Genomic DNA, 25,002 nt, shown 5'->3' with positions numbered 1-25,002 from the left:
GTGTACGAGCGTCCGCTGTACCGCGAGGACCGCGACGGTGTCGTCCTGGCGTTCCTGCAGCACAACCCACTGGCGTTGGTCGTCACCTCGCACGAGGACGTCCCGGTGGCCACCCACGCGCCGGTGCTGTTCCGGCACGGGCCCGACGAGGCGGACGCCGAGGCGGTCGCCGCGGGCACGGTGCCACTGGCCGGTTCCACCCTGATCGGCCACATGAACGCCGAGAACCCGCAGTGGCGCCGAATGCGCTCGGGCGACCGGGCGCTCATCGTCTTCCAGGGCCCGCACGGCTACGTCTCGCCCACGGTCTACGAGGTCACACCCGCGGCGCCCACCTGGGACTTCACCGCCGTGCACGTGACCGGCACGGTGGAGCCCACCGCCGAACCCGCCGCCGTGCTGGACATCGTCTCCGACACCGCCCGGCGGCTGGAGGGCGGCTTCGGGCGCGGCTGGGACCAGGAGTCCTCCCTGGACTACTTCCGGCAGATCGCGCCCGGCGTGGGCGCTTTCACCCTGCGGATCGAAACCGTGCAGACGATGTTCAAGCTCAGCCAGGAGAAGCCCGCCCCGATGCGGCGGCGCGTGGTCGAGCAGTTCGAAGCAAGCGAGTCCGGCAGCCATCGCGCGCTGGCGAGCATGATGCGCGCCCGCGGACTCACCGACGCCGACCAGGAGCGGGAGACAGCCGGATGACGCAGGGGAGCTCGCGCCGGCCGGGGCTGGACTCGGCACTGAACCGGCTCCGGGAACGCACGGCGAGAACCGGCACGGCACCGTCGGGCATCACCCGTGTCCCCCGGGACCAGCCGCTCCAGCTGTCGTTCGCCCAGCAGCGGCTGTGGTTCCTCGACCGGCTGATGCCGGACAGCGCCTTCTACAACTTCGGCACCGCGGTGCGCGTCCGCGGCCCGCTGGACGCCGGTCTGCTGGCCCGGGCGCTGAGTCTCGTCGTCGCCCGCCACGAGACCCTGCGCACCGTCTTCGCCGACCACGAGGGCGTGCCCGGTGCCGTGGTGCTGCCGCCGGAGCCGGTCACCGTACCCGTCACCGACGCCGCGGACGAGGCCGACGCCGAACGGCTCGCGGGCGACGAGGCCGCACGCCCCTTCGACCTCACCAAGGGCCCCCTGCTCCGCGCCCGTCTGCTGCGGCTCGCCGCCGACGACCACGTCCTGCTGCTGACCGTCCACCACATCGCCACCGACGGCTGGTCGCACGGCCTGCTGTGGACCGAGCTGACCGCGGCCTACACCGCACTGGCCGACGACCGTCAGCCCGCGCTGCCCGAACTGCCCGTCCAGTACGCCGACTTCGCCGCATGGCAGCGCCGCACCCTGCCCCCCGCCGTGCTGGAGCGACGGCTCGCCTTCTGGCAGGACCGCCTGGCCGGCCTGCCCCCGCTGGACCTGCCGCTCGACCGGCCCCGCCCGGCCGTCGCCTCCGCCGAGGGCGGCGTCGTCACCTGGCGCCTGCCGGCGGACGCCGTCGCCGCCGCCCGGGGCGTCGCCGCCCGGCAGGGCGCGACCCTGCACATGACCCTGCTGGCCGCGTTCAGCGCGGTCCTCGGACGCCACGCCCGCACCGAGGACGTGGCCGTCGCCCAGCCCGTCGCCGGCCGCCCCCTGGCCGAGGTCGAGGGACTGATCGGGTTCTTCGTCAACACCGTCGTCACCCGCACCGACCTGTCCGGCGACCCCACGTTCGCGGAGCTGGTCGAACGCGTCCGCGCCGCCTCGGTGGACGAGATGGCGCACCAGGACGTGCCCTTCGAGTACCTGGTCGAACGGCTGGTCCCGGAGCGCGACCTGTCGCGCAACCCGCTGGCCCAGGTCGTCTTCCAGTACGTGCCCCGGCCCGCCGCCCGCCCGGCGCCGTTCCCCGGCACCACCGCCGAACCCTTCGCCGGCGACCGTGCCTTCACCCGCATGGACCTGGAGGTCTACCTCGGCGAGGACGCCGAGGGCGGCGTCGAGGGGCTCGTCAACTACAGCCGTGCCCTGTTCGACCGGGAGACCGTCGAGCGGCTGGCCCGCCATCTGACGGCGCTGCTGCGCGTCGCCTGCGCCCAGCCGGACCGGCCGCTGTCCCGGCTGACGATGACCGACGCCGCCGAGGACGCGGCGCTGGAGCGGACCGCCCGGGGCACCGACGTCCCGCTCCCCGACGCCTCGCTGCCCGAACTGTTCGCCGCCCAGGCCGCCCGCACCCCGGACGCCATCGCCGTCGCCGACGGAACCGAGCAGCTCAGCTACGCCGGGCTCGACCGCGCGGCCAACCGGCTCGCCCACGTCCTGACCGGGCACGGAGTCGGCCCCGAGCGCGTCGTCGCGCTGGCGGCCGAGCGCTCGGCCGGCCTGGTCGTCGCCGTGCTCGCGGTACTCAAGGCGGGCGGTGCCTACCTGCCGCTCGACGTCCGCAACCCGGCCGCCCGGACCCGAGCCGTCCTGGCCGACACCGGCGCCGCACTGCTGCTCACCGACGGCGGCCCCCCGCCCGCCGGCACCGAGCACCTGCCGCGGGTGGACCTGCGCGCCGTCCCCGACGGCACCCCCGGCACGGCCCCGGCGGCGACAGTCGGCCCGGACGGCCTGGCGTACGTGATGTCCACCTCCGGTTCCACCGGCACACCCAAGGCCGTCGCCACCACCCATCGCGCCGTGGCCGCCCTCGCCCTCCACCGGCGCTGGGCCGGCGGGGCCCACGACCGGGTCCTGCTGCACTCCCCGCAGGCGTTCGACGCCTCCACCTACGAACTGTGGTCCCCGCTGCTGTCCGGCCGCCGCGTCGTCGTGGCCCCGCCCGGAGCCCTCGGCCCGCGCTCCCTCGCCCGCGTCGTCGCCGAACAGGGCGTCACCGCGCTGTGGCTGACCTCCGGCCTCTTCGACCTCGTGGCCGAGGAGGACGTCACCTGCCTGGCCGGCGTCCGTGAACTCGTCGTCGGCGGCGACACCGTGTCCCCCGCGACCGTGGCCCGTGTCCGCGCCGCCCACCCGCGGCTGACCGTCGTCAACGGCTACGGCCCCACCGAGACCACCACCTTCGCCACCCTCCACCCGATCGAGCCGTCCGATCCCGCCCCCCGCGGGCGGGTGCCCATCGGCAGCCCCCTGGACAACACCCGTGTCCACGTCCTCGACGACCGGCTGAGGCCCGTCCCGTTCGGCGTGCCCGGCGAACTGTACGTCGGGGGCCCGCGCCTGGCCCGCGGCTACGCCGGCCGCCCGGCGGCCACCGCCGAGCGCTTCCTGCCCGACCCGTCCGGACCGCCGGGCAGCCGCATGTACCGCACCGGCGACGTGGTGCGCCGCCGCCCCGACGGCGTCCTGGAATTCCTGGGCCGCGCCGACGACCAGGCCAAGCTGCGCGGCCTCAGGGTCGAGCCCGGCGAGGTCGAAGCCGTCCTGGCCGCCCACCCCGCCGTCGCGCACACCGCCGTCGTGGTGCGCGGCGACGGCCCGGCCGGCAAGCGGCTCGTCGCCCACGTCGTACCGCGCGCCGGGCACACCACCGACAGCGCGGCGCTGCGCGCGCACGCGGCGGCGGCCCTGCCCGACTACCTGGTGCCCGCCGTGTTCGTCATCGGCGAAGCGCTCCCGCTGACCGCTGCCGGCAAGGTCGACCGGGCCGCGCTGCCCGACGCGGCGGAGAACCCGGAGACCGGCGCGGCCACCCCGCGCACCGACACGGAGCGCGCGCTGTGCGACGTCTTCGCCGAACTGCTCGGCGCCGACGCGGTCGGCGCCGAGGACGACTTCTTCGTGCGCGGCGGGCACTCGCTGCTCGCCACCCGCCTCGTCGCCCGCATCGCCCGCCTCTTCGGCACCGACATCCCGCTGCGGGAGGTTTTCGAGCACCGCACCCCACGGACCCTGGCCGCGGTGGTCGGCGGTGCCGCGCACCCGGCCGACCCGGCGCCGCCGCTGGAGCCGGCGGACCGCGACCGGCCGCTGCCGCTGTCCTTCGCCCAGCAGCGGATGTGGTTCCTGGACCAGCTCACCCCGGGCAGCGCCTCCTCCACCTCCGGCGGTGCCCTGCGGATCCGCGGGCCGCTGGACGCCGACCGGCTCGCCGGCGCCCTGTCGGCCGTCGTCGCCCGCCACGAGACCCTGCGCACCACCTTCACCGTGGCGGACGGCGTGCCCGCCGCGGTCGTCGGCGCCGCCGCCCCGGTCGCCCTGCGCATCGTCGACGTACCCGACGCGGACGCCGCACGCGCCGCGGCCTCCGCCGAACTGTCCACCGGCTTCGACCTGGCACACGGCCCGCTGCTGCGCGCCACGCTGCTCCGGCTCGCCCCCGACGACCACGTCCTCGTCGTCGCCGTGCACCACATCGCGACCGACGGCTGGTCCCAGGCCCTGCTGTGGGCCGAGGTCGCCGCCGCCTACGACGGCACACCGCTGCCCGAACCCCCCGTCCAGTACGGCGACTACGCGCTCTGGCAGCGGTCCTGGCTCTCCGGCGAGGTGCTGGAGCGCCGGGCCGGCTACTGGACCGACCGGCTGGCCGGCCTGGCCCCGCTGGAGCTGCCGCTGGACAAGGCCCGGCCCGCCGTCGCCACCGGCCGGGCGGGCACCCTGCCCTGGCAGCTGCCCGTCGAGCTGATCCGGGACGCCCGCGCCGTCGCCGCCCGCGAGGGCGCCACGCTCTACATGGTGCTCCTGGCCGCGTTCACGCTCGTCCTGTCCCGGTACGCCCGCACCGAGGACGTCGCCGTGGGCGCGCCGATGGCCGGGCGGACCCGTGCCGAGACCGAGGCACTGATCGGTTTCTTCGTCAACGTCGTCGCCATCCGCACCGACCTGTCCGGCGACCCCACCTTCCGGGAACTCCTCGGCCGGGTGCGGGAGGCGGTGGTCGGCGCCGTGGAGCACCAGGACGTCCCCTTCGAACACCTGGTGGAGCGGCTGCGGCCCGAGCGCGACCTGTCCCGCAACCCGCTGGTGCAGGCGGCGTTCCAGCTGCTCACCGACACGCCCCGGCGGACCTGGTGGCAGGGCGCCGAGGCCGAGCCGTTCGACGTCGACCACGCGTACACCCGGATGGACCTGGAGGTGCACGCCGTCGAGACCGGCGACGAGGTCCGCGCGACCGTGCTGTACGCCGCCGACCTGTTCGACGCCGACACCGTCCGCCAGCTGATGCACCACGTGTCGGTCGTCCTGGGCGAGGTGCTCGCCGAACCCGACCGGCCGGTGTCCGCGGCGACGATGCTCGACGCGACCGACCGGCACCGCACCATGGTCGCCTGGAACGACACGGCCGCCCCGCTCCCGGACGGCTCCGTGCCCCGGCTCTACGCCGAACAGGCCGCCCGCACCCCCGACGCCGTCGCGCTGATCTGCGGCGACGAACGCACGACCTACGCGGAACTGGACCGGCTGGCCAACCGCTTCGCCCACCTCCTGCTGGCCCACGGCGTCGGTGCCGACGAACCGGTCGGTGTGGCCACCGGCCGCTCCACCGGCATGGTCGCCGCCGTGCTGGGCGTGCTCAAGGCGGGCGCCGCCTACGTGCCGCTCGACCCCCGCAACCCCCCGGGCCGGACCGAGCGCATCGTGGCCGCCTCCGGGCTGCGCGTCGTCATCGCCGACCGCCCGGTGCCCGGCACCGACGGCGTCACCGTCCTCGACGTGACCGACCCCGGACCCGGACCCGATACCGACCCCGGCATCGACCCGCACCCCGACACCACCGCGTACGTCATCTACACCTCCGGCTCCAGCGGCGAGCCCAAGGGCGTGGCCGTGACCCACCGCAACGTCGTGGTCCTGGCCGCCGACCGGCGCTGGCGGAACGGCAACCACGAACGGGTCCTGCTGCACTACCCGCTGGCCACCGACATCTCCACCTATGAGCTGTGGCCGTTCCTGCTGGCGGGCAAGCAGATCGTCGTAGCCGCCGACGAGCACGTCGAACCGGACACCTTCGACCGGCTCATCCGCGAGCACGGCGTCACCGCCATGTGCCTGCCCGCACCCCTGTTCAGCCTGCTCGCCGAGGAATGCATGGCCTGCTTCGGCGGGCTGCGCGAGGTCCTCACCGGCGGCGAGGCCGTGTCCGGCGAGACCGTCGCCCAGGTGATGGCCGCCCACCCGCACCTGACCGTGCTCGACGCCTACGGGCCGACCGAGGCGACCGCCTTCACCACGCTGTTCCCCATGGAACCGGGCTTCCGCCTCGTCGGCTCCCGCGTGCCCATCGGCGCCCCGATCGACAACACCCGGGTGTACGTCCTCGACGACGCCCTCCGGCCGGCACCGCTCGGCGTGGCGGGCGAACTCGTCATCGGCGGCCCCCGGGTGGCACGCGGCTACCTGGGCCGGCCCGACCTGACCTCCGAGAAGTTCGTGCCGGACCCGTGGGGCGGGCCCGGCGAGCGGATGTACCGCACGGGCGACGTCGTACGGTGGCTGCCCGGCGGTGCGCTGGAGTTCCTCGGCCGCGCCGACGTCCAGGTCAAGATCCGCGGCTTCCGGGTGGAGCCCGGCGAGGTCGAGGCGGCGCTGCTGCGGCACCCGGCCGTCTCGCAAGTCACCGTCGCCGTCCGCGAGGACGTCCCCGGTGACAAGCGCCTGGTGGCCTACGTGGTGCTGGAGCCGGACGCCGGCGACAGCGTGCTGCCCGCGCTGCGCGCCCACGCCGCGGGCGCCGTACCGGACTACATGGTGCCGTCGGCGTTCGTCGCGCTCGACGCGTTCCCGCTGTCCACCACCGGGAAGATCGACCGCCGGGCCCTGCCCGCCCCCGACACCCGCTCGGTCGCCGAGAGCGGCTACGCCGAGCCCGCCACCGAGGCGGAACGGGTGCTGTGCGAGATCTTCGCCGAAGTGCTCGACATCCACCCGGTCGGCGCCGACGACGACTTCTTCGCCCTCGGCGGCCACTCGCTGCTGGCCACCCGCGCGATCGCCCGGATCCGCGCGCGCTTCGGGCCCGACGTCGCGCTCCAGGCGGTGTTCGAACGGCGCACCCCGCGCCGGCTGGCCGAGACGCTCGGCGAGCCCGGAGCGGTGACGGACGTGATCCGGCCGGCCCGCCGCGACGGCGCGCTCCCGCTGTCGTCCTCTCAGCGCCGCCTGTGGTTCCTGGACCGGCTCACCCCGGACAGCGGCTTCTGGAACGTGGCGATGGGCGTGCGCGCCCGTGGCCCGCTCGACGTGGACGCCCTGGGCCGGGCCCTGACCCAGGTGGTCTCCCGCCACGAGGTGCTGCGAACCGTCTTCGCCGCCGCCGCCGGCGAGCCCATGGCCGTCGTCCGGCCCGCGGCCCCGCTCAGCCTGGAGGTCACGGACGTCGCCGACGAGGCCGAGGCACACGCCCTGGCCGAGGCGGACGCCGCGCGCCCCTTCGACCTGGCCCGGGGACCGCTGCTGCGATCCCGGGTGCTGCGGATCGCGGCCGAGGACCACGCCGTCCTGATCACCGCGCACCACGCGGTCACCGACGGCTGGTCGCACGCCGTCTTCTGGGGCGAACTGGCCGAGGCCTACCGCGCCGAACTCGCCGGCGACACCGCCGTACTGCCCGAACTGCCCGTCCAGTACGGCGACTTCGCCATCTGGCAGCGCGACCGGCTCACCGGCGCCGAACGGGAACGGCACCTGGCCTACTGGCGGACCCGGCTCGCCGGCCTGCGCCCCCTGGAGCTGCCCCTGGACCGGCCCCGCCCCGCGGTCGCCGGCTCGGCGGGCGCCTCCCAGCCCTGGCAGCTGCCCCCGGACCTGGTCCGGGCGGCGCGCGCGTTCGGCGACGCCGAGGGCGCCACCCTCTACATGACGCTGCTGACCGCGTTCACCGTGGTCCTGGCCCGATTCGCCGGCACCGAGGACGTCGCCGTCGGCGCACCCGTGGCCGGCCGCACCCGCCCCGAGGTGGAGCGGCTGATCGGCTTCTTCGTCAACATGCTGGTGCTGCGCACCGACACCTCCGGGGACCCCACCTTCCGCGACCTGCTGGGCCGGGTACGCGAGACGGTGGTCGGCGCCATGGACCACCAGGACCTGCCCTTCGAGCACCTCGTCGAGACGCTGGCACCCGAACGGGACCTGTCCCGCAACCCGCTGGTCCAGGTGGTCTTCCAGCTCATGCGGGCACCCGCGGACAAGGGGGACCGCCTCGGCGCCGCCCGGCTGGAACCACTGCTGACCGACCACGCCTTCACCCGCGTCGACCTCGAAGTGCACCTCACCGAGGACGGGGACCGGGTGCGCGGCACCGTGCTGCACTCCACCGCCCTGTTCGAGGCGGAGACGGTCCGCCGGATGCTGCACCACCTGACGGTCCTGCTGCGCAGGGCGCTCGCCGACCCGGACGCGCCGCTGTCGGCGCTCTCGCTGCTGGACGACGAGGACCACCGCCTGCTGCTGGAGCAGTGGAACGACACGGCCCTGCCCTACCGGGACGCCTCGCTCGCGGAGCTGTTCGCCGAGCAGGTGGCCCGCACCCCCGACGCCCCGGCGGTGGAGTGCGAGGACGACGTCCTCACCTACGCCGAGCTGGACCGCGAGGCCGAGCGGATCGCCGCCGGGCTGCGGGCGCACGGGGTACGGCCGGACGACCTCGTCGGCCTCTGTCTGGAACGCAGCACCGCGCAGACGGCCGGCCTGATCGGCATCCTGAAGGCCGGCGCGGCCTACGTGCCGATCGACCCGCACCACCCCCGCGACCGGATCCGGCTCATCGTCGACGACGCCCGGATGACGGTCGCCGTCACCGACCGGCAGCACGCGGACGTCTTCACCGAGGGCACCGCCGTCGTCCTCGTGGACGCCCCCGCCCCGACCCAGCCGTTCCCGGCCGGGACGACGCGGCGACCGGGCCCCGACTCGCTCGCCTACGTCGTCTACACCTCCGGCTCCACCGGCGTGCCCAAGGGCATCGCCATGCCCGCCCGGTGCGTGGTCAACATGCTCGCCTGGCAGAAGAAGGCGGTACCCGGCGGCCCCGGCACCCGGACCGCCCAGTTCACCGCCCTCACCTTCGACGTGTCGGTGCAGGAGGTGCTCTCCGCGCTCCTGTACGGCGAGACACTCGTCATCCCCACCGAGGAGACCCGCCGCGACCCGGCCCGCTTCGCCCGCTGGCTCGACGAGCGGGCCATCGAGCAGATCTTCGTGCCCAACCTGATGATCCGCGCCCTCGCCGAGGAGGCGGCCGCCGGCCGCGCCGAGCTCACCTCGCTGCGGCACATCTCCCAGGCGGGCGAGCCCCTGACACTCGACACCGTGCTGCGCGAGTTCTGCGCCGCCCGGCCCCGGCTGCGCCTGCACAACCACTACGGCTCCACCGAGATCCAGGTCGTCACCGCCTACACCCTGCCCGGCGACGTCGCCGACTGGCCCCAGGCCGCACACCTGGGCGAACCCGTCGACAACGCCCGCGCCTACGTACTGGACGACCGGCTCCGGCCGGTCCCCGTGGGCGTCGCCGGCGAACTGTGCTTCGCCGGCCCCGGGCTCGCCCGCGGCTACGTCGGCAAGCCGGAACTGACGGCGCAGAAGTTCGTGGCCGACCCCTTCGGCCCGCCCGGCTCCCGCCTCTACCGCACCGGGGACCTGGGGCGCTGGCGGCCCGACGGCAGCCTGGAGTACCTGGGCCGACTCGACCACCAGGTCAAGATCCGCGGCTTCCGGGTGGAGCTGGGCGAGGTCGAGGCCGTACTGCTGCGGCACCCGCAGGTGACCCGCGCCGTCGTCGTCGCCCGCGAGGACACCCCGGGCGTCAAGCGGCTCGTCGGCTACGTCGTGCCCGTCCCCGGCACCGACGGGGCACTGCCCGCCCGGCTGCGCGCCCACCTGGCAGACGCGGTACCGGACTACATGGTGCCGTCGGCGCTCGTCCCGCTGGACGCGTTTCCGCTGACCACCACCGGCAAGATCGACCGGGGCGCGCTGCCCGCCCCCGATCTGCGCACCACCCTCGACACCGGCTTCACCGCGCCCCGCACCGGCGAGGAGAAGGCCCTGTGCGAGGTGTTCGCCGAGGTGCTGGAGAGCGAACGCGTCGGCATCGACGACGACTTCTTCGCCCTGGGCGGCCACTCGCTGGTCGCGGCCCGCACGGTCGCCCGGATCCGCGAGGTGCTGGGCGCCGAGGTATCCCTGCGGGAGCTGTTCCAGCACCGCACCCCCCGCGCGCTCGCCGAGGTCGTCGCCGTGTCCCCGCGCTCGGCCGCCGCGCCCCTGGTACCCGTGTCCCGGCAGCGGCCCCTGCCGCTGTCGCTGGGCCAGCTGCGGCTGTGGCGGCTGTACGAGGCCGACCCCCGCAACCCGGTCTGGACCATCCCGCTGGCCGTACGTATCACCGGTGAACTGGACACGGACCTGCTCGGCCGCGCCCTGACCGAGGTCGTCCGCCGCCACGAGGTACTGCGCACGGTCTTCGTGCCCGGCGACGAGCCCACGTCGGTGATCCTGCCCGCCCCGGACATCGCGCTGGAGCCGGTGGACGTACCCGACGAGGCCACCGCCCGCGCCCTGGCCGACGAGGCCGCGGCCCAGCCGTTCGACCTCGTCACCGGCCCCGTGCTCCGGCCCGCCCTGCTGCGGATCGCCCCGGACGACCACGTCCTGCTGCTGACGGTGCACCACATCGCCACCGACGGCTGGTCCCAGGGCGTGCTCTGGTCCGAACTGTCCCGCAGCTACGCGGCACTGCGCGAGAACCGCCCGTCCGGGCTGCCCGAACTCCCGGTCCAGTACGGCGACTTCGCCGTGTGGCAGCGCTCCTGGCTCACCGGCGCCGCACTCGACGCCCAGCTCGACCACTGGCGCCGCCGGCTCGACGGACTGCGGCCCCTCGCCCTTCCGGGCGTCCCGGCCGACGCCGTCCACGACGGCACCGGCGTGCTCACCGAATGGCGGCTGCCCGCCGCCCTGGTCGACACCGCCCGCCGGGTCGGCGCCGAGCACGACGCCACCCTCTACATGACCCTGCTGGCCGCCTTCACCGCCACCCTCGCCCGCTGGACGGGCACCGACGACCTCGCCGTCGGCTCCCCGGTGGCCGGCCGCACCCGGGCCGAGGTCGAGGGGCTGATCGGCTTCTTCGCCAACTTCGTGCCGCTGCGCGTCGACCTCTCCGGGGACCCCTCGTTCGCCGGCCTGCTGGGCCGGGTCCGGGACACCGCCGTCGACGCCTACGCCCACCAAGCCCTGCCCTGGGAACGCGTCGTCGAGGGCCTCGGCCTGGACCCCGAACAGCCGCTGGTCGACGTCGTGTTCCAGCTCGTCAACGTCGAACTGGGCGAACTGGGCCTGCCCGGCGCCCGCGTCGAGCAGTTCACCGGCGGTCAGGCCTACGCCCGCTGGCACCTCGAGGTGCACCTGGTCGAGGACCCCGACGGCGGCCTCACCGGACACGTCGTACACCGCGCGGCCGCCCTCGGCCGACGCGTCGTGGACGCCCTGCTGGCCGGCACCACCGCCCTGCTGCAGGCCGCACTCGCCGACCCCGGCCTGCCCGTCTCCGCACTGCACGCACCGGACCCGCTGGAGGGGACCACCCATGACTGAGCCGCTGGCCGGACCGAAGGCCGCTCAGCCGCCCGCGCTCACGCACCGGCTCGCCGGTCTGCCCGAGCCCGAGCGCCGGCGCGTCGTCCTCGACCTGGTGCTGACGCAGGTCGCGGAGGTCCTCGACCTCGGCACCGCCGCCGACGTACCGCCGGACCGGGCCATCCGCGAACTCGGACTGCGTTCGCTGACCGCCGTGCAACTGCTGCTGCGGCTCAGCCGCGGCACCGGCGTGAAGCTGCCCACCACCGCCATCTACGACCATCCCACCGCCCGCGCCCTCGCGGACGCCCTGGTCGACGCCGCCTCCGGCCGGCACGTCCTGGCCGTCGAGGACGACGAGCCCGTACAGCGCGCGGCCGACGACGACCCGGTCGCCGTGGTCGGCATGGCCTGCCGCTTCCCGGGCGGTGTGACCACCCCCGACGACCTGTGGCGGCTCCTGCTGGAGGAACGCGACGCCATCACACCGTTCCCCACCGACCGCGGCTGGGACCTCGCCGCCCTCGCCGACCCGGACGGCCCCCTGGCCAGCCGCACCCGGCACGGCGGATTCCTCGACGACGTCGCCATGTTCGACGCCGGCTTCTTCGGCATCAGCCCCCGTGAGGCCCAGCTGATGGACCCCCAGCAGCGGCTGCTGCTGGAGACCGGCTGGGAGGCGCTGGAGCGGGCCGGTGTCGCACCCGGATCCTGGCGGGGCGGACGCGTCGGCGTCTTCGTCGGCGCCAACGCCCAGTCCTACTCCTCGCTGCTCGCCGGCATCCCCGAGGGCGGCGACGGACACGCCCTGACCGGCCGCCTGGCCAGCGTGGTGGCCGGCCGCATCGCCTACGTCCTCGGCCTGGAGGGCCCCGCCTTCACGGTGGACACCGCCTGCTCGTCCTCCCTCGTCGCCCTGCACCAGGCGGTGCGTTCGCTGCGCTCGGGCGAGAGCACCCTCGCGCTCGCCGGCGGCGTGACCGTCATGCCGACGCCGGAACTGTTCGTCGACTTCACCAAGCAGGGCGGTCTGTCCGAGGACGGCCGCTGCCGCTCGTACGCCAAGGCCGCCGACGGACTCGGCTGGTCCGAGGGCGCCGGCATGCTCCTGCTGGAGCGGCTGTCCGACGCCCGCCGCCACGGCCACCCGGTGCTCGCCCTGATGCCCGGCACCGCCGTCAACCAGGACGGCGCCTCCAACGGGCTCACCGCGCCGAGCGGCGCCGCCCAGCAGCGCGTCGTACGACAGGCACTGGCCGACGCCGGACTGCGCCCCGGTGACGTGGACGCCGTCGAGGGACACGGCACCGGCACCACGCTGGGCGACCCCATCGAGGCCCAGGCCCTGCTCGCCTCCTACGGGCAGGACCGCGACCGGCCGCTGTGGCTGGGCTCGCTGAAGTCCAACCTCGGCCACGCCCAGGCCGCCGCCGGCGTCGGCGGAGTCATCAAGACCGTACTGGCGCTCCAGCACGGACTGCTGCCCAGGACGCTCCACGTCGACGAGCCCACCCCGCACGTGGACTGGGTGTCCGGCGACGTGCGGCTGCTGACCGAGGCCCGCCCCTGGCCCCGCGGCGAACGCCCGCGCCGGGCCGGTGTGTCGTCGTTCGGCGTCAGCGGCACCAACGCCCATGTGATCGTGGCGGAAGCACCCGAAGAGCCCGAAGCGGAGGACGTGTCGCCCAAGCAGCCGGGCGGTTCGGTCCCCGTGCCCTGGCAGCTGTCCGCGCGCAGCGAGACCGCCCTGCTCGAACAGGCCGCCCGGCTGCGCGCGTTCGTCGCGGCCGACCCGGAACTCCAGCCCGCCTCCGTCGCGCTCACCCTGGCCACCCGCCGCACCGCGTTCGAGCACCGCGCTGCCGTCGTGGGCCGCGACCGCGCCGAACTGCTGGCCGCACTGGACGTGCTCGCCGCGGGCGGCGCCGACCCGGCCGTGGTCCGCGGCACCGCCGGAGCCGACGGCAGCGTCGTCTTCGTCTTCGCCGGCCAGGGCGGCCAGTGGCTCGGCATGGGCGTCGAACTCCTCGACACCAACCCGGTGTTCGCCGCCCGCATGGCCGAGTGCGAACGCGCCCTCGCGCCCTGGCTGGACTGGTCGGTCGTGGACGTGCTGCGCGACGCCGAGGGCGCGCCGCCGCTGAGCCGCGTCGACGTCGTGCAGCCCGTGCTGTTCGCGCTCATGGTCTCGCTGGCCGCCGTGTGGCGCTCGCACGGTGTCGTGCCGGCAGCCGTGGTCGGCCACTCCCAGGGCGAGATCGCCGCCGCCTGCGTCGCCGGCGCCCTCACCCTGGACGATGCCGCGAAGACCGTCGCGCTGCGCGCCAAGGCCGTGGCCGACCTGCCCGGCAGTTGTGGCATGGCCTTCGTCGCCGCCCCCGCCGCCGACGTCGAGAAGATGCTGGAGCGCTGGCCCGGCCGGCTCGGCGTCGCCGCCGCCAACAGCCCCCGCTCGCTGGTCGTCGCGGGCGACCGCGAGGCGCTGGAGGAACTGCTCGACCTCTGCGACGACGAAGGGCTGCGCGCCGGCCGGGTCGCCGCCGACTACGCCTCGCACTCCCCGCAGGTGGAAGCCGTACGCACCCGGCTGCTCGCCGAACTCAAGGGCATCCGCCCGCAGGACGGCGGCATCCCGCTGTACTCCACCGTCACCGCGGACTGGATCGACGGCAGCGAACTGGGCGCCCGCTACTGGTACCGCAACCTGCGCGAGCCCGTGCTCTTCCAGGACGCGATCAGCGGACTGCTCGACGCCGGCCACCACGCGTTCGTGGAGATCAGCCCGCACCCCGTGCTCACCGTCGCCATGCAGCAGACCGCCGAGGCCGCGGGCACCGACCTGCGCGTGGCCGCCACCCTGCGCCGCGACGAGAGCGACCGGCTGCGCTTCACCACCGCACTGGCCGAAGTGGCCGCCGCCGGTGTGCCCGTCGACTGGCAGCCCCTGTTCGACACCGTCCGCGCCCGCCCCGTCGAACTGCCCACCTACCCCTTCCAGCGCGAGCGCTACTGGCTCGCCCCCGGCACCACAGGCCCCGGCGACCTGACCGCTGTCGGCCTCACCGCCGGCGGGCATCCGCTGCTCGGCGCCGAGGCCGACCTCCCCGCCGACGGAGGCCTGCTCCTCACCGGCCGGATCAGCCCCGAGACCCACTCCTGGCTGACCGAGCACACCGTGCTGGGCACCGTCCTGCTGCCCGGCACCGCGGTCCTGGAGATGGCCGCCCACGCCGGCCACCGGCTCGGCTGCGCCCAGGTCGAGGAACTGACCCTGTCCGCGCCGATCGGAGTGCCCGCCGACGGCCTGACCCTGCGCGTCACCGTGCACGGCGCCGACGACGGCGGACGCCGTACCGTCGCCGTCCACACGCACTCCGGCGACGGCTGGACCCAGCACGCCACGGGCGTCCTCGCACCGTCCGTACCCGCCGAGCCCGTACCCGCCGAGCCCGTGCCCGGCGAGTGGCCCCCGGCCGGCGCGGAGCCGATCCCGGTGGACGGCGTCTACGACCGCTTCGCCGCCCGCGGCTACGGCTACGGCCCCGCCTTCCGGGGCCTGCGCGCCCTGTGGCGCCGGGACACCGAGGTCTACGCCGAGGTGGAACTCCCCGAGACCGCAGCCACCACCGGGCACCTCGTACACCCGGCGCTGCTCGACGCCGTCACCCAGGCCGTGCCCGCCGCCGAGCCCGAGGACGCGCCCCTGCTGCTGCCGTTCTCCTGGACCGGGGTGACCGTGCATCCCGCGACCACCCGTGTCCTGCGCGTGCGCGCCGCCCGGGAGAGCGCCGACACGCTGCGCCTGACCGCCACCGACCGCGAGGGCCGGCCCGTCGTGGAACTGGCCGCGCTGCGACTGCGGCCGGCGTCGCCCGGACAGCTCGCCGCCGTGGCCGCCGTCGGCACACGCGACGCGCTGTTCCGCGTGGCGTGGCAGACCCCCGGCGCCGAGGCACCGGCCGCCGCGCGCTGCACCGTCCTGGGCGCGGAACCGGCGGGTCTCACCGCGCCCACGAGCGCGACCCTCGCCGCCGTCGACGCCGGCACGACGGACCTCGTCCTCGCTCCCGTCACCACCGCAGCCGACGTCGTCGCCGAGACCCACCGGGCCACCGCCCAGGTGCTGGAGCTGCTGCGCGACTGGCTCGCCGACGACCGGTTCGCCCACGCCCGGCTGGCCGTCGTCACCCGGCACGCCGTCGCCGTCCACCCGGGCGAGGAACCCGACCCGGCCGCCGCCGCGGTCTGGGGCCTGGTCCGCTCCGCACAGACCGAACACCCCGGCCGGTTCCTGCTCGTCGACACCGACGGCACGCCCGCCTCCCTCGCCGCGGTACCCGCCGTCGGCGACGAACCGCAGAGCGCGCTGCGCGACGGCGAACGCCTCGTCGCCCGGCTGACCCGCGCCCCCGAGACCGTGCTGCGCCCGCCCGCCGGCGCCGACGCCTGGCGCGTCGACGCGGTACGGCCCGGCAGCATCGACGGCGTCGACACCGTCGCCGCCCCCGACGCCACCGCCCCCCTGGCCCCCGGCCAGGTGCGCATCGCCGTCCGCGCCGCGGGCGTGAACTTCCGGGACGTGCTCTGCGCGCTCGACATGTACCCGGACGAGGTCGACGCGATCGGCTCCGAGGCCGCGGGCACCGTGGTCGAGGTGGCCCCGGACGTCACCGGCCTCGCCGTCGGCGACCGTGTCCTCGGCATGGTGCCGGGCGGCTTCGGCCCCCTCGCGGTCGTGGACCGGCGGCTCGTGGTGCCCGTCCCCGCCGGCTGGTCCTGGGTCCGGGCCGCGGCCCTGCCGTCCGTGTTCGCCACCGCCCGCTACGCACTCGTCGACCTCGCCGGGGTCGGGGCGGGGGACCGGGTGCTGGTGCACGCGGCGGCGGGCGGTGTCGGCATGGCCGCCGTCCAGGTGGCCCGGTTGCTGGGGGCGGAGGTGTACGCGACGGCGAGTCCCGGCAAGCACGGGGTGCTGCGGGCGGCCGGTCTGGACGAGGCGCACGTGGCGTCGTCGCGGGACACCTCGTTCGCGGGGAAGTTCCCGCGGATGGACGTCGTGCTGAACTCCCTGGCGGGTGAGTTCGTGGACGCGTCCCTGCGGCTGCTGGGGCCGGGCGGCCGGTTCGTGGAACTCGGCAAGACCGACCTGCGCGACCCCGCGGACCTGCCCGACGGCATCACCTACCTCCCGTTCGACCTGCTACGGGACGCCGGTCACGACCGCGTCCAGAGCCTGCTGACCGAGATCGTCGCCCACGCCGAGGCGGGCGAGGTGACCGGCCTGCCCACCCGCACCTGGCCGCTCGCCGACGCACGCACCGCGTTCCGGTACATGGCCCGGGCCCGGCACACCGGGAAGATCGTGCTGACCGTCGCGCCCTACGCCGACGGCACCGTCCTGATCACCGGCGCCGGCGTGCTCGGCGGCCTGCTCGCCCGGCACCTGGTGGCCGAACACGGCGCCCGGGACCTGGTGCTGGCCAGCCGTCGCGGCGCCGCCGCCCCCGGCAGCGCGGACCTGGTCGCCGAACTGGCCGCGGCGGGCGCCACCGTCCGCTTCGAGACCTGCGACGTGACCGACCGCACCGCCCTCGGCACACTGCTCGCCCGGCTGACCGCCGAGGCACCGCTGACCGCGGTGGTGCACACCGCGGGCGCCCTCGACGACGGCGTGCTGACCGAACTCGGCGCCGACCGGCTGCCGTCCGTGCTGCGCCCGAAGGCCGACGCCGCCTGGCACCTGCACGAACTCACCACGGGCATGGACCTGTCCGCGTTCGTGCTGTTCTCCTCGGCGGCGGCCACCCTCGGCACCCCCGCGCAGGCCAACTACGCGGCCGCCAACGCCTTCCTCGACGCGCTCGCCGAACGGCGCCGCGCCGCCGGCCTGCCCGCCACCGCCACGGCCTGGGGCCTGTGGGCCGACGCCACCGGCCTCACCGGGCACCTGGACGCCGCCGACATCGCCCGCGCCGGCCGCAACCGCATCGTGCCCATGGCCGCCGCCGAGGGACTGGCCCTCTTCGACGCGGCCACCCGCACCGGCGAGGCCGTGACCGTCACCGCCCGCCTGGACCTCGCCTCCGCCACCGCGGCGCCCGTACCACCGCTGCTGCACGGCCTGGTCGCCGCCCCGGCCGGCCCGTCCGCCGCCCGCCCCGTGACCGACGCGACGGCCCTGGTGGCACGGATCACCGCACTGCCCGCACCCGAGCGCGCCCCCGCGCTGCTCGACGTGGTCCGCGGCCAGGTGGCCGACGTCCTGGGGCACCGGGGGAGCGAGGCGGTGGCAGCCGGCCGGGGCTTCAAGGAACTGGGCTTCGACTCGCTGACCGCCGTCGAACTGCGCAACCGTCTCGGCGCCGCCACCGGCCTGCGCCTGCCCACCACCATCGTGTTCGACCACCCCAACCCCGCCGCGCTCGCCGACCACCTGCTCGGCGCGCTCCTGCCGAGCGGGTCCGACGAGGCGAGCGCCGACCGGATCATCGCCGATCTGGCCCGGGTGGAGAGCGCACTGGGCGCCCTGCCGGCGGAGGGCGCCGACCGCGCCCGGGTGGCGGCGCACCTCCGGGAACTGGCGGCCCGCTGGGACGCCGACGCGACCGGTGAGGCACCCGAGCGGACCGCGCTCGACGGCGTCACCGCCGACGAACTCTTCGACCTGATCGACCGGGGCATCTCTTGATCCGCGCCGAACGAACCGCACGGGGGTGCACCCATGGCTGACGAGACCAAACTGCTCGACTACCTCAAGCAGGTCACGGGCGACCTCCAGATCGCCCGGCGCCGGCTGCGCGAGGCCGAGGCCCGCGACCGCGAGCCGATCGCGATCGTGGGCATGGCCTGCCGCTACCCCGGCGGCGTGACCTCCCCCGAGGACCTGTGGCGGCTGGTGACCACCGGGACCGACGCGGTCGCCGCGTTCCCCACGGACCGCGGCTGGGACATGGCATCGGTCTACGACCCCGACCCCGACCGGCCCGGCACCTCGTACGCCCGCGAGGGCGGCTTCCTCACCGGGGCGGCGGACTTCGACGCCGGCTTCTTCGGGATCAGCCCGCGCGAGGCGCTGGCGATGGACCCGCAGCAGCGGCTGGTGCTGGAGACCTCCTGGGAGGCCCTGGAGCGGGCCGGCATCGACCCGGCCGGCCTGCGCGGCAGCGCCACCGGCGTGTTCGTCGGCTTCAGCAGCGAGGACTACTCCGACATCACCGGCACGGTGGCCACCGAACTGGAGGGGTACGTCGTCACCGGCACCTCGCCCAGCGTGCTCTCGGGCCGGGTCTCCTACACCCTCGGCCTGGAGGGCCCCGCCCTCTCCGTGGACACCGCCTGCTCCTCCTCCCTGGTCGCCCTGCACCTCGCCGTCCGCTCGCTGCGCGCCGGGGAGTGCACGCTGGCGCTCACCGGCGGGGCGACCGTGCTGTCCACGCCCGCCGTGTTCACCGAGTACAGCCGGCAGCGGGCCCTCGCCGCCGACGGCCGCTGCAAGGCGTTCGCCGCGGCGGCCGACGGGTTCGGCTTCGCCGAGGGCGCGGGCATGCTCGTCCTGGAACGGCTGTCGGACGCCCGCCGCAACGGCCACCCCGTGCTGGCCGTGGTCCGCGGCACCGCGATCAACCAGGACGGCGCGAGCAGCGGGCTCACCGCCCCGAACGGACTCGCGCAGCAGCGCGTGATCCGCCAGGCCCTGGCCGACGCACGCCTGGCCGGGAGCCAGGTGGACGCCGTCGAGGCGCACGGTACGGGCACGCGGCTGGGGGACCCGATCGAGGCGCAGGCGCTGCTGGCCACCTATGGTCAGGAGCGGGACGAGCCGTTGTGGCTGGGGTCGGTGAAGTCCAACATCGGGCACACGCAGGCCGCCGCGGGTGTGGCCGGTGTGATCAAGATGGTGCAGGCGATGCGGCACGGGACGCTGCCGCGCACGCTGCACGTGGACCAGCCGTCCCCGCACGTCGACTGGGCCGCCGGCGCCGTGGAACTCCTCACCGAGGAGCGGGAGTGGCCGCGCACGGAGCAGCCGCGCCGCGCGGGCGTGTCGTCGTTCGGTGTCTCCGGCACCAACGCCCACGCCATCCTGGAGCAGGCACCCGAGCAGACCGGGTCCACCGGCGAGCCCACGGACCGCACCCTGCCCGTCGTCCCGTGGACGCTGTCCTCCCGTACGGCGGCCGGCCTGCGCGCCCAGGCCGAACGCCTCCTCACCCACCGGCCCGCGCTCGACGCGGACCCGTACGACGTGGCCCTCGCCCTCGCCACCACCCGCTCGGCCTTCGAACACCGCGCGGTCGTGCTGGGCGCGGACCGCGATGCGCTGCTCGCCGCTGTAGCCGCCGTCGCGGAGGGCGCCGAGTCCGCCGACGTGGTCCGCGGCCGCGCCGTGGGTGACGGCCGGGTGGTGTTCGTGTTCCCGGGTCAGGGGGCGCAGTGGGTGGGGATGGCGGTGGATCTGTTGGATTCGTCGTCGGTGTTCGCGGGGCGGATGGCGGAGTGTGCGGCGGCTGTGGAGCCGTTCGTGGACTGGTCGTTGCTTGATGTGGTGCGGGGTGTGGAGGGTGCTCCGGGGCTGGACCGGGTGGATGTGGTGCAGCCGGTGCTGTGGGCGGTGATGGTGTCGTTGGCGGAGGTGTGGCGTTCGTATGGCGTCGTGCCGTCGGCGGTGGTGGGGCATTCGCAGGGGGAGATCGCGGCCGCGTGTGTGGCGGGCGCCCTGTCCCTGGCGGACGGCGCCCGCGTCGTCGCCCTGCGGTCGCGGCTCATCGCCGAGCGGCTGGCCGGCCGGGGCGGCATGATCTCCGTGGCCCTGCCCGAGGCCGCCGTCACGGAACGGCTCGGCCCCTGGGCCGGGCGCGTCTCGGTCGCCGCGCTCAACGGCCCCTCCTCGGTCGTCCTCAGCGGCGACCCCGAAGCCCTGGACGAGATCATGGCCGCCTGGCCGGCCGACGGGACACGGCTGCGCCGCATCGCCGTCGACTACGCCTCCCACTCGGCCCACGTGGAGTCCATCGAAGCCGACCTGCGCGACGCGCTCGCCGGACTGCGGCCCGGCACGGCCGACCTCGTCTTCCACTCCACCCTGCTCGGCGAACCCCTCGGCGAGACGCCGCTCGACGCCGACTACTGGTACCGCAACCTCCGCGAACCCGTACGGTTCGCCCCCGCGATCGGCGACCTGCTCCACACCGGCCACGACGTGTTCGTCGAGATCAGCCCCCACCCGGTGCTGACGGCCGCCGTGCAGGACACCGCCGAGACCGCCGAGCGGACCGCCGTCGTCGTCGGCACCCTGCGCCGTGACGAGGACGGCCCACGCCGCCTCCTCACCTCCCTCGCCGAGGCCGCCGTCCAGGGCGTCCCCGTCGACTGGACGGCGGCCTGCCCCGACGGACGCCACGTCGACCTGCCCACCTACGCCTTCCAGCGCCGCCGGTTCTGGCCCCGCGGCCCGGTCGCCTCCGACGCCGGCGGCCTCGGTCTCACCGGCGCCGGCCACCCGCTCCTCGGCGCCGTCACCCCCCTCGCCGGCACCGGCGACCTGGTGTTCACGGGACGCGTCCCGGCGGGCACCGAGCTGCCGGCCGGCACCGTGCTCGACCTGGCCCTGCACGCGGCCGGCGACCGCACGCTCGGTGAACTGACCGAGGAGGCACCGCTCGACGCCGCCGGCACGGCCCTCCGCCTCCAGGTCACCCTGGGCACGGAGAACGAGGACGGCACCCGCCCGGTCGCCGTGCACTCCCGGCCCGCCGACGCCGGCGACGACCAGCCCTGGACCCGGCACGCCACCGGCGTCCTCCTGCCGCACACCGGCACCGCCCCGGCGACCGCGCCGGCGGACGCGGACACCGACCTGACCGTCGAGCTGACCGACGAGACCGCCGGCGGCTGGGGCGTACACCCCGCCCTGCTCGCCGACGCCCTCGCGGCCGTGCGCCCCGGCCTGGTCCCCGGCGCCTGGCGCGGCGTCACCCTGCACGCCGTGGGCGCCACCCGGTTGCGGGTACGGCTGCACCCCGCGGCCGCGGAGACGGACGCCTTCACCCTGCACGCCACCGACGACACCGGGGCCCTCGTGCTCACCGCCGACGCGGTGACCCTGCGCCCGCCGGCCACGGCCGGTCCCGGCCGGGACCACGAGCTGTACCGGGTCGAGTGGACGCCCGTCCCGCTGCCCGCGGCCGACGTCGATGGCATCGCCGTACTCGGCGACCTCCCCCTGCCCGGCTACCCGTCCTGCCCCGGCCCGTCCGCCGTCACCGCCCTGGACACACTGCCCGGCACCCTCGTGCTGCCGTGCCGGCAGCAGCGGCCGGACGACACCGCCGGCGCGGCCCACGCCGCCACCCGGCGCGTGCTGAGCGTCCTCCAGGAGTGGCTCGCCGACGAGCGGCTGGCCGGCACCCGGCTGGTCGTCCTCACCCACGGCGCGGTCCCGGTCGAGCACGAGGACGTCACCGACCTCGCCCACGCGCCCGTGTGGGGCCTGATCCGCTCCGCCCGCGCCGAACACCCCGGCCGGCTGGTGCTGGTCGACGTCGACGGCCCCGACGCACTCCAGCAACTGCCCGCCGTCCTCGCCACCGGCGAACCCGAGATCGCCGTACGTTCCGGCCGGGTCCTCGCGCCCCGGCTGGTCCGGGCCGCGCGCACCGACGAGCCCGCGAGCGGGCCGGCCCCCTGGCCGTCCGACGGCGTCGTCCTCGTCACCGGCGGCACCGGTACGCTCGGCGCGCTCTGCGCCCGCCACCTGGTGACCGTGCACGGCGTACGCCGGCTCGTCCTGGCCGGCCGGCGCGGCGAGGCGGCACCCGAGGCCGTCGCCCTCGCCGACGAACTCCGCGCCCTCGGCGCCGAGGTGACCGTCGCCGCCTGCGACGCCGCCGACCGCACCCGGCTGGCCGCACTGATCGACCGGATCACCGCACGGCACCCGCTCGCCGGTGTCGTCCACGCCGCGGGCGTCCTGGACGACGGCGTCATCTCCTCGCAGACCCCCGAACGGCTCGCCACGGCGCTCCGCCCCAAGGTCGACGCCGCCTGGAACCTGCACGAACTCACCGCCCCCCACCGGCCGGCCGTCTTCGTGCTGTTCTCCTCCACCTCCGGCCTCTTCGGCGCGCCCGGCCAGGGCAACTACGCGGCCGGCAACGCCTTCGTGGACGCCCTCGCCGCCCACCGCCGGGCCCAGGGGCTGCCCGCCACCTCCCAGGTGTGGGGCCTGTGGGCGCACGCCAGCGGGATGACCGGCCACCTGGGCACCGCCGACCTGCGCCGCGCGGCCCGCGACGGCGTGGTGCCGCTGCCGACGTCCGACGCGCTGGCCCTGTTCGACCGTGCCACCGCCGGCAGCCACCCGGTCCTCGTCCCCGCCTGGCTGGACCTCACCTCGTTCGCCTCCGGGACGACCGCCGTACCGGCACTGATGCGCAGGCTGGTCCGCGGCCCCGCCCGCCGCGCCGCCACCGCGGACGCGGGAGCGGACACCCTGGCCGGGAAGCTCGGCGGCCTCACCGCCGCGGAACGCGAACGGACCCTGCTCGCCCTCGTCCGCTCGCACGCCGCGGTGGTCCTCGGCCACACCGACGACACCGCCGTGACCCCGGGCCGGGCGTTCAAGGAGCTGGGCTTCGACTCGCTGACCGCCGTCGAACTGCGCAACCGGCTGGCCGCCGTCACCGGGCTGCGGCTGCCCGCGACCCTCGTGTTCGACCACCCCGACCCCCGGGCGCTGGCCGGGCACCTGCTGGAGCGACTGCTCGGCGAACGCGCCGAGGAGACGGCACCGGCCCCGGCCCGTCCCGTCGCCGACGATCCCATCGCGATCGTGGGCATGGCATGCCGCTACCCCGGTGGCGTGACCTCGCCCGAGGACCTGTGGCGGCTGCTCGCCGACGAGCGCGACGCGCTCTCCCCGTTCCCGGAGGACCGGGGCTGGGACGTCGCGGGCCTGTACCACCCCGACCCCGAGCACGCGGGCACGTCGTACGTGCGGGAGGGCGGCTTCCTCGCGGACGTCGCCGGGTTCGACGCGGACTTCTTCGGGATCAGCCCGCGCGAGGCGCTGGCGATGGACCCGCAGCAGCGGCTCGCCCTGGAGACCGCCTGGGAGGCCGTCGAACGCGCCGGCATCGACCCGAAGTCCCTGCGCCACGCGGACGTCGGCGTGTACCTCGGCACCAACGGCCAGGACTACGCCCAGCTGGTGCGAAGGACCGTCGAGAGCGCCGAAGGCTACGTCGGCATCGGCAACTCGGCCAGTGTGCTGTCGGGCCGTATCGCCTACGTCCTCGGCCTGGAGGGCCCCGCGGTCACCGTCGACACCGCCTGCTCGGCGTCGCTGGTCGCGCTGCACTGGGCGATCCAGGCGCTGCGCAGCGGCGAGTGCTCCATGGCGCTCGCGGGCGGTGTCACCGTCATGTCCGCCCCCGACGTCTTCGTCGACTTCTCGCGCCAGCGGGGACTCGCGGCGGACGGCCGCTGCAAGTCCTTCGCCGCGGCGGCCGACGGCACCGGCTGGTCGGAGGGAGCCGGCATGCTCCTCGTGGAGCGCCTGTCGGACGCCCGCCGCAACGGCCACCGGGCGCTGGCCGTCGTCCGCGGCTCCGCGATCAACCAGGACGGTGCGTCGAACGGTCTGACGGCGCCGAACGGTCCGTCGCAGCAGCGGGTGATCCGGCAGGCGCTCGCGGGCGCCGGGCTCGCGCCCGCGGACGTGGACGCGGTGGAGGCGCACGGTACGGGCACGCGGCTGGGGGACCCGATCGAGGCGCAGGCGCTGCTGGCGACGTACGGTCAGGAGCGGGACGAGCCGCTGTGGCTGGGCTCGGTGAAGTCCAACATCGGGCACACGCAGGCCGCCGCCGGTGTCGCCGGTGTGATCAAGATGGTCCAGGCGATGCGGCACGGCGTGCTGCCCCGCACGCTGCACGTGGACGAGCCGTCCCCCGAGGTCGACTGGACCGCGGGCGAGGTGGAGCTGCTGACGGAGGCCCGGGAGTGGGCGCGTGCGGGCCACCCGCGCCGGGCGGGTGTCTCGTCGTTCGGGGTGTCCGGCACCAACGCCCACGTCGTCCTGGAAGAAGCACCCGAGGACCCCCAGCCGACGCCGCCCGCCGAACCGCCCGTCGTGCCCTGGGTGGTGTCGGCGCGGTCCGAGGCCGCTCTGCGTGGGCAGGTCGAGCGGCTGCGTGCGTTCGTCACCGAGCACCCCGAGGCGCGTCCGGCCGACATCGGCCTCGGCCTGGCCACCGCACGCTCCCGCTTCGAGTACGGCGCCGTCGTCGTCGGCACCGACCGCGAGGAACTCCTCGCCGCGCTGACGGACCCCGAGCTGCTGCACGCACGTGACGGCCTGACCGCGTTCGTGTTCGCGGGGCAGGGTGCGCAGCGGGCGGGGATGGGTGCGGAACTCGCGTCCGCCTATCCGGTGTTCGGTGGGGTGTTCGCCGAGGTGTGCGGGGCGTTCGACGCGGTGCTGGAGCGCCCGTTGGGTGAG

The 25,002-nt window shown here is 75.7% G+C and carries 3 protein-coding genes and 1 pseudogene; all 4 read left to right on the top strand.

The features are described 5' to 3' along the window. A complete protein-coding gene (locus tag IEZ20_RS38985) occupies positions 1-696 on the top strand; it encodes an FMN-binding negative transcriptional regulator (RefSeq protein WP_229896500.1) in 696 nt (231 codons plus the stop codon). Then, the gene (locus IEZ20_RS38980; protein WP_189307807.1) at positions 693-11,519 is read left to right on the top strand and encodes a non-ribosomal peptide synthetase; all 10,827 of its coding nucleotides are present in this window, start codon (positions 693-695) and stop codon (positions 11,517-11,519) included. The genes IEZ20_RS38985 and IEZ20_RS38980 overlap by 4 nt, the downstream gene beginning before the upstream one ends. A 91-nt stretch (positions 11,520-11,610) precedes the next feature. Then, positions 11,611-18,189, top strand: a pseudogene (locus IEZ20_RS40535) (beta-ketoacyl synthase N-terminal-like domain-containing protein); the annotation flags it as partial. Between the two features lie 33 nt (positions 18,190-18,222). Further along, positions 18,223-25,002, top strand: a 6,780-nt coding sequence (locus IEZ20_RS38950; protein ID WP_229896499.1) for an SDR family NAD(P)-dependent oxidoreductase, incomplete at its 3' end; no start/stop codon positions are given.

It is taken from the genome of Streptomyces cinerochromogenes (genome assembly GCF_014648635.1).
In the GTDB taxonomy this organism is placed as follows: domain Bacteria; phylum Actinomycetota; class Actinomycetes; order Streptomycetales; family Streptomycetaceae; genus Streptomyces; species Streptomyces cinerochromogenes.
The sequence above is the reverse complement of the archived record's forward strand: the minus strand, read 5'-3'. Positions and strand labels throughout refer to the sequence as shown.